Genomic DNA, 13,789 nt, shown 5'->3' with positions numbered 1-13,789 from the left:
AGGCAGAGGCAGGGACATCCGCATGAGACTGACCGACATATCGCTGGACTGGCTGCTGCCCGGCAGCCTGCTGATCCTGGGCGTACTTGCGGCAGTGGCGGTACTGGCCCGGGGCAAGCGCGAAGGCGAGAAGGCCGCGGTGGCCGAGGACAGCTGGGAGCGCAGCGAGGAACGGCGGCGGCGCAAGGAAGCCGTCTACGGAACCGCCTCGTACGTGCTGCTGTTCTGCTGTGCGGCGGTCGCCGCCGCACTCTCCTTCCACGGACTGGTCGGCTTCGGCCGGCAGAACCTCAACCTCTCCGGGGGCTGGGAGTACCTCGTCCCCTTCGGGCTCGACGGCGCCGCGATGTTCTGCTCGGTGCTCGCCGTCCGCGAGGCCAGCCACGGCGACGCCGCCCTCGGCTCGCGCATGCTGGTCTGGCTGTTCGCGGGCGCGGCCGCATGGTTCAACTGGGTGCACGCGCCGCGCGGCGTGGGACACGACGGGGCCCCGCAGTTCTTCTCCGGGATGTCGCTCTCGGCCGCCGTGCTCTTCGACCGGGCACTCAAGCAGACCCGCCGGGCCGCGCTGCGCGAACAGGGCCTGATCCCGCGGCCGTTGCCGCAGATCCGGATGGTCCGCTGGCTGCGCGCTCCCCGGGAGACCTTCGGCGCGTGGTCACTGATGCTGCTGGAGGGGGTGCGCACCCTCGACGAGGCCGTGGACGAGGTACGCGAGGACAAGAAGGAGCGGGAGCAGGACCGCCACCGCAGGCGCGAGCAGCACCGCCTGGACCGCGCGCACATCAAGGCACTGGGGCGGCAGAACCGGGCGTTCGGCCGCGTGGGCCGGGGCCGTCAGGTCGACATGCCGGGGCTGGCCCCCGGAGCGGGCTCCGCGCCGGTCGGCGCGGAGCCGGCCATAGCGGAATCGGGACAGCTGCCCCTTCGCCGCCGGCCCTCCCTGCAGGCCGTGACCGGAACCGAATCGGCTGACGTGACGGGTCTGACGGGTCCCCGGACGGTGGACCTCACCGCCGAGGACGACACGCAGACGCTTCCCCGACTCGACTCCCTGGAGCGCAAACTCAAGGACCTGGAGCAGCAGTTCGGCTGAGCCGGCGCTGGTCCGGCCCTGGTCCGGCCCTGAGCCGGAACGACCCCGCGGGGCCCGCCTGCCAGTCAGGCGGGCCCCGCGTCGCACGCGCCGTCCAGCTCGAACCACACCACCTTGCCGCCGCCCATCGCGAGCGCGTCCACTCCCCACGCGTCGGCGAGCGTCTGCACCAGTACCAGCCCCCGGCCGTGCGTACCGTCGTCGGCGGACGGTACGTGCTGCCGGGGGCGGCGTGCGGCGTAGTCCCGGACCTCCACTCTCAGCCGGTCGGCGGCGAGCCTCGCGGACACTTCCGCCCCCTGGTCGGTGTGGACGAGCGCGTTGGTCACGAGTTCGGTGATGAGCAGCTCCGCCACTTCGGCGGCATCGGCCCGGCAACGATGTCGCATCAACTCCCGTAAGGCCCGTCGCACTTCGCCCACCGCCTTCAGGTCGGCCCGGCGCACGCTGCGGATGATCTCCAGCGCGTCCACCGGCCCGCCGTTCCCTCCGGACGGTTCGCGCTGCACCGGCCGCCCCCTTCCCCAGAGCTTCCCGCTCTTCGCCCCCACCCGCACGGCGATGTACCTCCCGTGTGCATTGCTCTCGAACAGGCCTACGGGATGCATGCCCGCCGGGGGAATCCGCACTCCTGCGGGCTTATGGGCGCGGTACGTTGCGGAGGTTGGATCGAGCCATCTGGATCATCCGGCCCACCCCGCCGTCCAGCACGATCTTGCTCGCGGACAGTGCAAAACCGGTCACCATCTCGGCACTGATTTTCGGGGGGATGGACAGGGCGTTGGGGTCCGTCACCACGTCCACCAGGGCGGGCCCCTTGTGCTTGAAAGCGTCCTTCAAAGCCCCTGTGAGCTGCTTGGGCTTCTCCACGCGGACCCCGTACGCCCCCGCCGCGCGCGCGATGGCGGCGAAGTCGGGGTTCTTATTCGTCGTTCCGTACGAAGGCAGGCCGGAAACCAACATCTCCAGCTCGACCATGCCGAGGGATGAGTTGTTGAAGAGGACCACTTTGACGGGCAGGTCGTACTGCACCAGGGTGAGGAAATCTCCCATCAGCATGGAGAAACCACCGTCGCCCGACATCGACACCACTTGACGACCGCGGTCGGTGAACTGTGCGCCGATGGCCTGCGGGAGGGCATTGGCCATGGAGCCATGGCTGAAGGAGCCGATGATGCGCCGCTTACCGTTCGGGGAAAGATAGCGCGCCGCCCACACGTTGCACATGCCTGTATCCACGGTGAACACCGCGTCCTCGTCGGCCAGTTCGTCGAGCACCGCGGCCACGTACTCGGGATGGATCGGCGTGTGCTTCTCCACCTTGCGCGTGTAGGCCCTCACCACCCCCTCCAGTGCGTCCGCGTGCTTCTTCAGCATCCGGTCGAGGAAGCGGCGGTCAGTCTTGGCCTTCACGCGGGTGTTCAGGGCGCGCAGGGTCTCCCGTACGTCGCCCCAGACCGCGAGGTCGAGCTTGGAGCGGCGGCCCAGGTGCTCGGGCCGGATGTCCACCTGCACGATCTTCACGTCGTCGGGGAGGAAGGCGTTGTAGGGGAAGTCCGTGCCGAGCAGGATCAGCAGGTCGCACTCGTGGGTGGCCTCGTAGGCCGCGCCGTAGCCGAGCAGCCCGCTCATGCCGACGTCGTACGGATTGTCGTACTGGATCCACTCCTTGCCGCGCAGGGCGTGCCCCACCGGGGCCTTGATCCGGCCGGCGAACTCCATGACCTCGGCGTGCGCCCCGGCGGTGCCGCTGCCGCAGAACAGGGTGACCTTGTCCGCTTCGTCGATCAGCCGGGTCAGCTTCTCGATCTCGCCCTCGCCGGGCCGCACCGTCGGCCGCGCGGTCACCAGCGCGTGCTCGACCGCCTTGTCCGGCGCCGGCAGGGAGGCGATGTCGCCGGGCAGCGAGACCACGCTGACCCCGCTGCGGCCGATGGCGTGCTGTACGGCGCTCTGCAGGAGCCGGGGCATCTGCTTGGGGTTGGAGATCAGCTCGCTGTAGTGGCTGCACTCACGGAACAGCTGGTCGGGGTGGGTCTCCTGGAAGTAGCCGAGGCCGATCTCGCTGGAGGGGATGTGCGAGGCGAGCGCGAGGACGGGGGCCATGGAGCGGTGGGCGTCGTACAGGCCGTTGATCAGGTGGAGGTTGCCGGGGCCGCAGGAGCCCGCGCAGGCGGCGAGGCTGCCGGTGATCTGCGCCTCGGCGCCGGCCGCGAAGGCGGCGGTCTCCTCGTGCCGGACCTGGATCCACTCGATGCCACCCGTCCGGCGGATCGCGTCGACGACCGGGTTCAGGCTGTCCCCGACGACTCCGTACATCCGCCGCACGCCCGCGCGCACGAGGATGTCGACGAACTGCTCCGCCACGTTCTGTTTGGCCATGGAGGGGGCGCCCTTTCCGGTCCGGCTGTGCGGCTGCCTCTGCCGTGTGCGCCTCCCATCCACGCATGCCCCGGGCGGTTACGCCTCCCAGACCGCGGCGGCCGTCCGGTCGTCGGCGTACCCCTTGAGCCGGAGCTGGGCGTCCGCGAGGAAGGCCGCGAGGCCCGGCGGCTCCCCCTCGGACCAGCGCGCCGCGAGCTCGGCGGCGAGCAGCCCCTCCTCGCGCATGGGGTCCGCGAGACCGCCCGAGCAGAGCAGCACGGTGTCGCCGGGGCGGGCCACCGAAGCCCGGAAGAGGAACGGGATCCCGCCCTCCGCGCCGGTGGCCTCCTTGCCCGGGTCCTCGTCCGGGCCGGCCGGCTCCAGGTCCTGCCAGCGCCCGTCGCGCAGCCGGAACAGCCCGCCCGCGCCGGCGCCGAAGGCGACCCGGGTGCGGCACTGCGGGTCCACCGGCAGCAGCAGCCCGCGCAGCCCCGCGGTGTACGCGGCCTCCTCCAGGCCCAGCTCGGCGGCGCGGGCCCGCAGCCGCCCGTAGCCCCGGTCGGTGAGCCGCTGGAGCCCGGAGCGCAGGGCATCGCGCCGCCCGGCCCGGATGTCGTCGGCCAGCCGCTCCTGGCTGCGGCCGACGGCCGCGGCGACCGTACGGCACACCTCGGCGGCGGCCGCCGCGGCCCCCGGGGCGGCCCGGTCGCCGCCGGCCAGCGCGACCAGGACCAGGGCGTCGGGGCCGCTGCCGAAGCGGGCGGTGAGCAGGAAGTCCCGGCGGGCCTCGCCCCGGAAGCGGGCGGAGTCCCCGCGCAGGGAGGCGGCGCGCAGGGTGTAGCTGCCGTAGCGGGCGCCCTCCAGGACCGTGTCGGGGGTCATCGCGTCGAGCGCGGCCGGGTCGGCGGCGGGCAGGGCCCCGGGCTCGGCGGCGTAGGTCGGGGCGCGGTCGCCGAGGTGGCGCACCTCGGGGCGCTCGCGCGGGTCCGGCGGCGGCTCGGCGGGGGCGGCGGGAGCCGTCGGGGCGGCGGCCGGGGGCGGGACGGGCACCGCGACCGTCTCGGCTTGGGGCCGGGTCGCGGGAGCCTCGGGGGCGGCAGCAGCAGCGGGCGGCGGCGGATCGGCGGCCCCGGCGGGCTGCCCGGGCGGCGGCCCCCAGCTCCACACGGGCAGTTCGGCGGGGGCGGCGGGCGGCTCGGGCTCCTCCACGGACGGCGCCGGCGGAACCGCCACGTCCCCCAGGGCGTACCACGTCGGCCCGCCCTCGCGCGGGTCCCGCGGCGGCGGCAGCAGCGGCCCGGGCGGCGGAGGCGGGGACGGAGACGGAGACGGCGGGGGCGGTACGGCCTCCTGCCGGGGCCCCGGCAGCACGGACCCGGCGCGCCACCGGTCCGCGGCCCCGGTTGCGGCCGCCGGTGGCGCTCCCGCTGGAGACTCCGGTCGCGCTACTCCTCCCGCCACTGCGGCGTCCGCGGAGTCCGGCGCGGGTCCCGGCCCGGGCGCCGGGTCCGTCACCAGCACCGCCGCCGAGCGGAAGCGGTGGTCCAGGGTGTCGGTGTCGCCCGGGTCCCCGGGGGCGGAATCCGCCCCCGGGTCCGGGTCCTCATAGAGCTTCTGCCACCAGTCGTCCGCGCCCGCGCCCTGCTGACTCATGCCCCTATTGTCGGCCTCCGACCCGGGCGGAAAACGCCGAATGCACGAAAAGGGGCCACCGGACCGCCGTCCGGTGGACCCTTCCCGCTCCAGTCGTACGACCTAACGGATGTCGTACGCCCGCGCTACCGTCTGGGTGACGGAAGCGCCGTTCGTGTCGGTCAGCTCGACCTTGAGCGTGACCGGCTTTCCGGAGGCGCCGGCGTGGTCGACGGTCGCGGTCCACTTGCCGCCGCGCTCGCTCACCTTCGCCTCGGTCCAGTTCTCACCGTCGTAGGAATACGACAGCTTCGCGGACTTCAGCGCGCCGGGCGCGTAGCCCGCGTGCCCGGTGGCGCTCAGGCCGATGCTCTGGCCGTCGGCCGCCGCCACCGTCTTCATGCCGTCCAGGGGGGCCGCGTACCGCGGGAAGAGGACCGGCAGACCCTGGGAGTACGCCGACGCGTCGAGCTTCGAGGTGAAGCCCCAGGTCGTCTGTACCGCGGTGGACCGCTGCCAGACGCGCGACGGCGGGCCGATCTTCTCGATGGACTGGGTCAGTTCGTACCGGCTTTCCTCGGCCGGTACCTCGAAGACCCCGAACGGGTACCAGCTGTCCCCGATGACCTCGCCGTTGCGCTTGAGCTGGAGCCCGCCGATGTCGCCGAAGGAGCCCGGCTGCGCGTAGTGGCCCGAGTCTCCCCACATGGCGGGGGCGAAGCCGATCAGGCCGCCCTGCCGCTCGGCCGCCAGGGCCTCCTTGCCGGTGCGGTCGCGCGGGGCGACCGGCCCGGTCACACCGTCGTACCAACTGGCCCTGCTCTTCTGGCCCTTGGTGTAGGTGCGCTGCTCCCCGGTCATGAACTCGCCCCAGGGGAAGCTGCTGGAGAGGATCTGGTCCCAGGCCGTGTCCCCGGCGGTGTAGTACTCCGTCCGCCTGCCGGGGGCCGCGACGGTCTCGATGCTGCCGAAGTAGACCGCGCTGCCGATGGGCCGGTAGGCGGCGGCCAGGTCGACGAAGTCGGCTGCCACGCCCATGGAGTTGTAGGTGGACTCCACCTGTCCGAGCTCGCGGTCGCGCACCTTGTAGGTGTGGTCGCCCTGTACCTGCCCGGTCTCCGGGAAGGCGAGGGAGTAGACGTACGGGCTCTTCGCCGTGCCCTTCCAGGACAGCGAGACCTTGCCCGCCGCCAGCCTGTCCAGCAGGGCCCTGCCCTCGGCGGCCTCGACGGCCAGCGCGGGCAGCACGCTCGCGAAGCCGGTGGAGGGGACCCAGCGGCCCGGGGTCTCGCGGTGGGCGAGCACCGCCTTGGCACCGGCCGCCTTGGCGTTCTGGGCCACCTCGTAGAGCGCGCCGTCCGCGGCCTTGACCAGGGCGATCGCTCCCCGGGCGCCGGCCGCGGCCAGTTCCTCGGGGGTGCCCGCGCCGGCGTCGACCAGGGGCGCGGTGCCGGTTCCGTCGAGGTTCTCGCTGCCGGTGGTCGCGGTGATCGGGTGCAGGACCGGGCCCCCGACGGCCTTCAGCTCGGTGAGCACCGGCGCCGCGGCCCGCCAGTAGCTGCCGAACTCGAACTCGCCCTCCTTGGCTCGGCCTTCGACCGAGGCGTAGTAGCCGCGGATGGTCCGGCCGCCCATGGCGGTGCCGGCGTGCAGCCACACGCCGTCCCAGCTGCGGGCGAAGCCGAGGGTGGTGTTGCGGGCCTCCAGCGGCTTGTCGCCCTCGATGCCCAGGCGCCCGGCCTTGCGGGCGTCCAGCACGATCACGGTGTCCTTCTTCACCTCCACCTGCGGTCGGCCCAGGTAGGTGATCGAGTCGAACATCGGGTACTCGCCGCTCTCGCCGGCGTCCGGGGTGCCGACGAAGGCGGAGAGGAAGTACGAGCCCGGGCGCACCCGGTAGACCTGGTCCGCGGCGCCGTCGTTGAAGCGGCGCTCGCCGCTGGCGTCGTCGGTGCCGATGACGTCCAGGGACGAGGGTCCGGCGGCCGGCCTGCCCGCGCGGTCGACGAGCTTGACCCGCAGGGTGACCGTCTGCGGCTCCACGTAGAGGGAGAAGGGGGTGGAGACGCGCACGCCGTTCGCCGTGGCGACGACGCGGCCGGTGACGTCCCCGTACTGGGAGCGCTCCAGCTTCGCGGACGGGTCGAGGGCGAGCGGCACCTTGAGGGTGGCGCCGGCCGGGACGGTGACCGTCCGCTTGTCGAGCCGGGCGACCTGGCTGCGGACGGCCGAGCCGTCGTTGCCGGTGACCTTCTCCACGGAGAGGTTCAGCGTGACCGGCGCCTTGCCCGTGTTGGTGTAGGGCACCTCGACGCTCGTGCGGTCGCTGCGGTCCTGCGGCCAGTTGTACGTGCCGCCCTGCACGGCGGGGGCGCCGGTGACCGTGGCGTCGAGGGCGGCCCTGACGTCGAGGCGGCCGCCGCCGGTCTCCCGTACGTCACCGGGGACCGCGGTGTTCGCCGAGCCGACCAGGGCGGCCTTGACCTGCTGCCCGGTCCAGTCGGGGTGGCGCTGCTTGAGGATGGCGGCGGCTCCCGCGACGTGCGGGGTGGCCATCGAGGTGCCGGACATGCCCTGGTACGCGTACACCCCGCGGCCGCCCATGGCGGCGGCCGAGATGCCGACGCCGGGGGCGGCGATCTCGGGCTTGAGGGTGTGCTGGAGGCCGGCCGGGCCCCGGCTGGAGAAGACGGCCGTGGTGTCGTCCCGGTCCACGGCGCCCACGGTCAGCGCACTGGCCGCGCAGCCGGGCGAGGAGACCGTGTTGTTGCCCGGGCCGGAGTTGCCGGCGGCGATGACGAACAGCGGGCCCTGCTGGGACAGCTTCTCGGCGGCCGCGGCGAGCGGGTCGTCGCAGGCGGTCTGGGAGGGGTCGCCGAGGCTCATCGAGACCACATCGGCCTTGGCCTCGACGGCCCACTCCATGCCCGCGATGATCCACGAATCCAGGCCGTAGCCCTGGTCGTTCAGGACCTTGCCGCTGAGCAGCTCGGCGCCGGGGGCGACACCCTTCTTGGCGCCGCCGCTCTCCGCGCCGGATCCGCCGACGGTGGAGATGGTGTGGGTGCCGTGGCCCTGCCGGTCGGCGTCGGTGTCGGAGTCGGTGAAGTTCTTCGACCCGGCGACCCGGCCCTTGAGGTCGGGGTGTTCGAGGTCGGTGCCGGTGTCGAGGACGGCGACCTTGGTCCCCTTGCCGTCGTATCCGGCGGCCCAGGCGGCAGTGGCGTTCACCTGCTTGGTGGACCGCTCCAGGTTCGCCTGCACCTTGCCGTCCAGCCACAGCTTCTTCAGCCCGCCGGGCGCCGCGGAGCGGGCGCGGGCGTCCACGGCGGCGCCGGTGACCTCGGCCCAGAAGTCCGCGGCCCGCTCCTTGTCGGCGGCGAGCGCTACACCGCCGATGGAGCCGAGGACGCGGGTGCGCTCGGCGCCGCGGGGCGCGGGCGGGGCGCTGCGCGCGAGGTTCACCGAGCCGTCGTAGACCGCGATGAGCGGGAGCTTCTTGGCGTGCGCGTCGTCGTAGCCCTGCCGGATCAGGCCGGTGACGTTGAAGAGCTCCTCGTCCACCCTGCCCGCGGCGAGGGCCTTGGCCGCGCTCTGCGGGTAGACGTAGAGGTCCTTGCCCGACTGGCGGGTCTGCACCAGCGGCTGCGAGCCGTCCTCGCGGGGCATCGCCGTGGCGGCGGTGCGTCCCGCGGCGTCGGTGGAGACCAGGATCCGGTCACCGGTGACCAGCGTCACCGTGACGGGCGCGGAGGGCTGCTTTCCAGCCGCCTCGCTGCCCACGACCGGTCTTCCGTCCGGCGCTCCGTCGCGCGGCTGTGCCGCGGACGGGCCGATGGCGGTGACGGCCAGGACGGCCGAGACGGCCGCTCCCAAAGCCGTACGCGATATCGGACGCATCGCTCTCCCCAGGTGAATTCCGGCCAACTACTGCATTGCACGGCAAAGGCGCCGCGTAAATGGCTTCTGGCCAGCGGATGTTGGTGCTGCGGTGGCGTCACCTTGGCAGAGAGACGGGGGGTGCGGCGATGATGTCCGCGGCGGGTTTGCGCCGTGGCCGCTTCCCGCCAGGAACGGTCGAAAGGTGGGGGGACGGATGCTGAGCGCGATAGGCCTCGACGAGGGCCAGGAGTCGGCGTACCGCGCGCTGGTGGCACTGGGGGCGGCGGAGGTGCCCGACCTCGCGCACCGGCTGGCCCTGCCGGTGCCGCAGACGGAACGGGCCCTGCGGCACCTGGAGCGGCAGGGGCTCGCGGCGCAGTCCTCGGCCCGGCCGGGCCGGTGGGTGGCGGCCCCTCCCGCGGTGGCGCTGGGCGCGCTCCTGACCCAGCAGCGGCACGAGCTGGAGCAGGCGGAACTGGCGGCGGTGCTCCTGGCGGAGGAGTACCGGGCGGAGGCGGCCGAGCCGGCCGTGCACGACCTGGTGGAGGTCGTGACGGGCGCGAGCGCGGTGGCGCACCGCTTCCACCAGCTCCAGCTCGGCGCGGTCGAGGAGGTGTGCGCGCTGGTCACCGGCCGGCCGCAGGTGGTCACGGGTACGGACAACGAGGCGGAGGACCGGGCCGCCGTACGGGGCGTCGCGTACCGGGTGGTCATCGAGCGCGAGGTGCTGACGACGCCCAGCGGGATCCGGGAGGCTTCCACGGCGCTCGCCCGGGGGGAGCGCATCAGGGTGACGGGGCAGGTGCCGACGAAGCTGGTGATCGCGGACCGGACGCTGGCGATGGTGCCCCTGACCGCGCGGGGCGCGGAGCCGGCGGCGCTGGTGGTGCACGCGTCGGGGCTGCTGGAATCGCTGATGGGCCTGTTCGAGGCGGTGTGGCGGGAGGCGCTGCCGCTGCGGCTGGGTTCCACGGGCCACGCGGAGGAGGGCGACGGCGGCCCGGACGAGACGGACCTGGAGGTCCTGTCCCTGCTCCTGGCGGGGATGACGGACGCGAGCGTGGCGAAGCACCTGGAGCTGGGGCTGCGGACCGTACAGCGTCGGGTCAAGGGCCTGATGGAGCTGTCCGGGGTGACGACGCGGCTCCAGTTGGGCTGGCACGCGTACGAAAAGGGCTGGGTGGCCCGGTAGCCGCCGGTCGGGCAGGCTGGGCAGATGGGTCTGCCTCAGCTGCTCCTGGTGGGGCTGGTGCTGCTGCTCGGGGTGGTCGGGGTCCTGGTCCCGGGTGTGCCGGGGACCTGGCTGGTCTGGGCGGGGCTCATGTGGTGGGCGCTGCACGAGCGGTCGGAGGTGGCGTGGATCCTGCTGGTCTCGGCGACGGCCCTGCTGCTGGTGGTCCAGGCGGTGAAGTGGCAGCTCCCGCCGAGGCGGCTGCGCGGCGTCGGCGTCACCCCCCGGATGGCGGCGTACGCGGGTGCGGGCGCGGTCCTGGGCTTCGTACTGGTGCCGGTCGTGGGGGCCGTGCCGGGCTTCGTCGGCGGCATCTACCTGTGCGAGCGCCTGCGCCTGGGCACGCACGGCGAGGCGCGGGCGTCGGTCCGCACGGTGATGCGGGCGGTGGGCACGAGCGTACTGGTGGAGCTGTTCGCGTGCCTGCTGGCGGTCGGGGCGTGGGTGGGCGCGGTGGTGTGGTCGTAGGCGATCGCCCTGGGGAGTGTCGTCAAAGTGGCGTCGGCCGCCCGAAGGACGGGGCCGCCGGCCAGACGGGCCTTTGACGACACGACCTAGGACCCGCGCCCGATGCGCGGGGCCGGGGCGGCTGCGAGGGTGGGCGGTATGACGGACTTCAAGGGGTTCAGCGAGACGGAGCTGGCGTACCTGCGCTCCCAGCATCTGGGGCGGCTGGCGACGGTGGACGCGGCCGGGCAGCCGCAGGCGAACCCGGTGGGGTTCTTCCCGCAGGACGACGGGACGGTCCTGGTGGGCGGGATGGCGATGGGCACGACGAAGAAGTGGCGCAACCTGGCCGCGAACCCGCGGCTGTCCCTGGTCGTGGACGACCTGGTCAGTACCCGCCCGTGGCGTGTCCGCGGGATCGAGATCCGCGGCCGCGCCACGCTGGAGGTCGGCCCGCACACCCTGGGCCCGCACTTCAGCCCGGAGGTCATCCGCATCCACCCCGACCGCGTCCTGTCCTGGGGCCTCGACACCTGACGCTTGCGGAAAGGCCGTGTCCGGGGAAAGGCCGTGTCCGGGGAAAGGCCGTGTCCGGGTGCCCGCCGGGGCGGCCTGAGCCGCGCCGGCGGGCACCCCGGACGGGTCGGGTCAGGCGCGGCCGTTGCGCTTGGCCGCGTAGTTCGCGCGGCCTTCCGCCGACTTCATGCGCCAGTCCCGGGCGAGCTCCGCGCGCAGCCGCGCGTCCGTCTTCGCGACGATCCGCTGGTTCTCCCGGAGCAGCTTGCGGTAGCTCTCCAGCCGCCGCTCGGGCAGTTCGCCCGAGTCCAGGGCCGCCAGCACCGCGCAGCCCGGCTCCGCCTCGTGCGCGCAGTCGTGGAAGCGGCACTGCTCCGCGAGGTCCTCGATCTCCGAGAAGACCTGCCCGACGCCCGCCTCCGCGTCGTAGAGCCCGACGCCCCTCAGCCCGGGGGTGTCGATCAGGACGCCGCCGCCCGGCAGGACCAGGAGGTTGCGGGTCGTCGTGGTGTGGCGGCCCTTGCCGTCGACCTCACGGGTCTCCTGGACCTCCATCACGTCGTCCCCGAGCAGTGCGTTGGCCAGCGTGGACTTGCCCGCGCCGGAGATGCCGAGGAGCACGCTCGTACCGCCCGAGACCACCGCGGCGAGCACGTCCGTGCCCTCCCCGGTGTGCGAGGAGACGGTGAGCACCTGGACGCCCGGCGCGGCCGCCTCGACGTCCTGGACCAGGTGCCCGAGGGTGACCGGGTCCGGGACGAGGTCCGCCTTGGTCAGGACGACCAGCGGCTGCGCCCCCGATTCCCAGGCGAGCGCGAGGAACCGCTCGATACGGCCGAGGTCCAGTTCCACGGCGAGCGACACCGCGATGATCGCGTGGTCGACGTTCGCGGCGAGGATCTGCCCCTCGGACCGCTGGGATGAGGTGGACCGTACGAAGGCGGTCCGGCGCGGCAGGTACACCTTCACGTAACGCGGATTGCCGTGCGCCTCCACCACCGCCCAGTCTCCGGTGCAGATGACCCGGAGCGGGTCGTGGGGGGTGACGAAGGCGGTGTCGGCGCGGACGATTCCGTCCGCCGTCATGACGTCGCACTGGCCGCGGTCGACCCGTACCACCCGGCCGGGCACGAGGCCCTGCTCGGTGTACGGGGTGAACTCGGACTCCCAGGCGTCGTCCCAGCCGAAGGGGGCCAGAGCGTGCGAGAGGGAAGCCTGCGGGAAAGAAGAGAAAGACAAGGGAAACCCTTCACAGGGTGGCCCCGGCGGCGTGCGCTGCTACAGAGCGCGAAAGAAGAGAGAGGTCAGCCGGAGACCACAGAAGTGACATTGATGGTCTTCTGAGTGCGGGCAACGCCCTGCGCCATGACAGTCATCAATGAACTCACCTCCGGGTCGTACGACGTGCCGACCGATGTGCCGACATGCGGTTCCGCGCCGACCGGCGGGAACGACCACACCGTAACAAGCCCGTTGGGACGGACGCCACTTCTTTTTCCACGTCCGATTCCTTCAAGACCTGCGGCCGTCCCCGCTCCTAGCCTGGCGGCATGACTCCCCGACTCGACATGATCGGCCTGGTCGTCTCCGACATGGCCGCCTCGCTCGCCTTCTACCGCCGCCTCGGGCTGGACGTCCCGGCCGAGGCCGACGCCCAGCCGCACGTCGAAGCCGTACTGCCAGGCGGGCTGCGGATCGGCTGGGACACGGAGGAGGTCATCCGCTCCTTCGACCCGTCCTGGACCCGGCCCGCCGGTGACGGCCGGGTGGGACTGGCCTTCCTGTGCGACTCCCCCGCCGAGGTGGACGCCCTGTACGCCGAGCTCACCGCCGCGGGGCACGCGGGCCACCTCAAGCCCTGGGACGCCTTCTGGGGCCAGCGCTACGCCGTCGTGCTGGACCCGGACGGCTGCGGGATCTCGCTGTTCGCGGCGCTCGCCGCCGCGTAGGCCGCCGGCGTGGTCCCGGCCAGCGCCCGCACCTCGCGGGTGTAGTGCGCCTGGTCGGCGTACCCGGCGCGGTGCGCGACCTCCGCCGGGGGCAGCCCTCGGCGGGCCAGGGCCAGCGCCCGCTGGAGCCGCAGCACCCTGCCCAGGGTCCGCGGGCCGTACCCGAACGCGTCGAGCGAGCGCCGGTGCAGCTGGCGCTCCCCGAGGCCGACCGCCGCGGCGACGGCGGCGACCGCCTCCCCCGCGCCGAGCCTGGCCGCCACCTCCGCGGCCAGCGGGTCGGGCGGTCCGCTCAGCGCGGTGCGGGCGCGGGCCAGCTCCTCCAGTCCCGCGCGGGGGTCCCCGTACGAGGCGATCCGCTCGGCGAGGCGCCGTACCTCGGGGCCGGGCCACAGTTCGGCCAGCTCCACCCGCCGGTCGCGCAGTTCCCGGGCCGGTACGCCGAGCAGCGCGGGCGCGGTACCGGGAGCGAGGCGGACCCCGGCGAAGGCGGAGCCGGGCACCTCCCCGGCGGGGTGCGGCCCGGTGTCGGGTCCGGCGACCAGCAGCCGCCCGTCCACCCAGAGCAGGTCCATGCACCCGTCGGGCAGCACCACGCCGCCCGCACCGCCGGCGCGCCACAGCACGGCCCCGGGAACCAGGCGCGAGCGGTGTTCCTCGTACACGGACATC

Annotated in this window: 11 protein-coding genes; 5 read left to right on the top strand and 6 right to left on the bottom strand. The window is 73.5% G+C overall.

The window, feature by feature from the left end; translation table 11 throughout:
• Positions 1 to 22 precede the first annotated feature (22 nt).
• A complete protein-coding gene (locus tag ACZ7GJ_RS00885) occupies positions 23 to 1,096 on the top strand; it encodes a DUF2637 domain-containing protein (RefSeq protein WP_470748067.1) in 1,074 nt (357 codons plus the stop codon).
• Positions 1,097 to 1,161: 65 nt separating this feature from the next.
• Here ACZ7GJ_RS00885 and ACZ7GJ_RS00880 read toward each other — a convergent pair whose 3' ends face one another.
• The 4 genes from ACZ7GJ_RS00880 to ACZ7GJ_RS00865 form a co-directional block, all read right to left on the bottom strand.
• Positions 1,162 to 1,542, bottom strand: a complete 381-nt coding sequence (locus ACZ7GJ_RS00880) for an ATP-binding protein (protein ID WP_470748723.1) — start codon at positions 1,540 to 1,542, stop codon at positions 1,162 to 1,164.
• Between the two features lie 193 nt (positions 1,543 to 1,735).
• Positions 1,736 to 3,478 carry a pyruvate dehydrogenase gene (locus tag ACZ7GJ_RS00875; RefSeq protein ID WP_470748065.1) on the bottom strand — a complete coding sequence of 581 codons (1,743 nt, stop codon included), beginning with the start codon at positions 3,476 to 3,478 and terminating at the stop codon, positions 1,736 to 1,738.
• A gap of 78 nt (positions 3,479 to 3,556) precedes the next feature.
• On the bottom strand, positions 3,557 to 5,113 hold the full coding sequence (locus ACZ7GJ_RS00870; protein WP_470748063.1) for a protein phosphatase 2C domain-containing protein: 1,557 nt from the start codon (positions 5,111 to 5,113) through the stop codon (positions 3,557 to 3,559).
• A gap of 102 nt (positions 5,114 to 5,215) precedes the next feature.
• Entirely contained in the window at positions 5,216 to 8,992 is a 3,777-nt protein-coding gene (locus ACZ7GJ_RS00865; RefSeq protein ID WP_470748061.1) for a S8 family peptidase, read from the bottom strand.
• 196 nt (positions 8,993 to 9,188) lie between these two features.
• Here ACZ7GJ_RS00865 and ACZ7GJ_RS00860 point away from each other — a divergent pair, with 196 nt between their 5' ends.
• From ACZ7GJ_RS00860 to ACZ7GJ_RS00850, 3 genes are all read left to right on the top strand, one after another.
• The gene (locus ACZ7GJ_RS00860; RefSeq protein WP_470748059.1) at positions 9,189 to 10,166 is read left to right on the top strand and encodes a helix-turn-helix domain-containing protein; all 978 of its coding nucleotides are present in this window, start codon (positions 9,189 to 9,191) and stop codon (positions 10,164 to 10,166) included.
• 24 nt (positions 10,167 to 10,190) lie between these two features.
• Complete coding sequence (locus ACZ7GJ_RS00855) at positions 10,191 to 10,673, top strand: DUF456 domain-containing protein (RefSeq protein ID WP_470748057.1); 483 nt, start codon at positions 10,191 to 10,193, stop codon at positions 10,671 to 10,673.
• A gap of 138 nt (positions 10,674 to 10,811) precedes the next feature.
• On the top strand, positions 10,812 to 11,189 hold the full coding sequence (locus ACZ7GJ_RS00850) for a PPOX class F420-dependent oxidoreductase (RefSeq protein WP_470748055.1): 378 nt from the start codon (positions 10,812 to 10,814) through the stop codon (positions 11,187 to 11,189).
• A 111-nt stretch (positions 11,190 to 11,300) separates the two neighbouring features.
• On the opposite strand, the gene rsgA is transcribed toward ACZ7GJ_RS00850, so the two are convergent.
• The gene (rsgA, locus tag ACZ7GJ_RS00845) at positions 11,301 to 12,407 is read right to left on the bottom strand and encodes a ribosome small subunit-dependent GTPase A (protein ID WP_470748053.1); all 1,107 of its coding nucleotides are present in this window, start codon (positions 12,405 to 12,407) and stop codon (positions 11,301 to 11,303) included.
• 311 nt (positions 12,408 to 12,718) lie between these two features.
• Here rsgA and ACZ7GJ_RS00840 point away from each other — a divergent pair, with 311 nt between their 5' ends.
• Positions 12,719 to 13,117 carry a VOC family protein gene (locus ACZ7GJ_RS00840; protein WP_470748051.1) on the top strand — a complete coding sequence of 133 codons (399 nt, stop codon included), beginning with the start codon at positions 12,719 to 12,721 and terminating at the stop codon, positions 13,115 to 13,117.
• On the opposite strand, the gene ACZ7GJ_RS00835 is transcribed toward ACZ7GJ_RS00840, so the two are convergent.
• Positions 13,051 to 13,782, bottom strand: coding sequence for a helix-turn-helix domain-containing protein (locus ACZ7GJ_RS00835; protein ID WP_470748049.1), 732 nt, complete (start codon positions 13,780 to 13,782; stop codon positions 13,051 to 13,053). The genes ACZ7GJ_RS00840 and ACZ7GJ_RS00835 overlap by 67 nt on opposite strands.
• Between the last annotated feature and the right edge of the window lie 7 nt (positions 13,783 to 13,789).

The sequence above is a fragment of the Streptomyces sp. NPDC037242 genome, from assembly GCF_055604165.1.
This window is presented reverse-complemented; position numbering and strand designations above follow the sequence as displayed.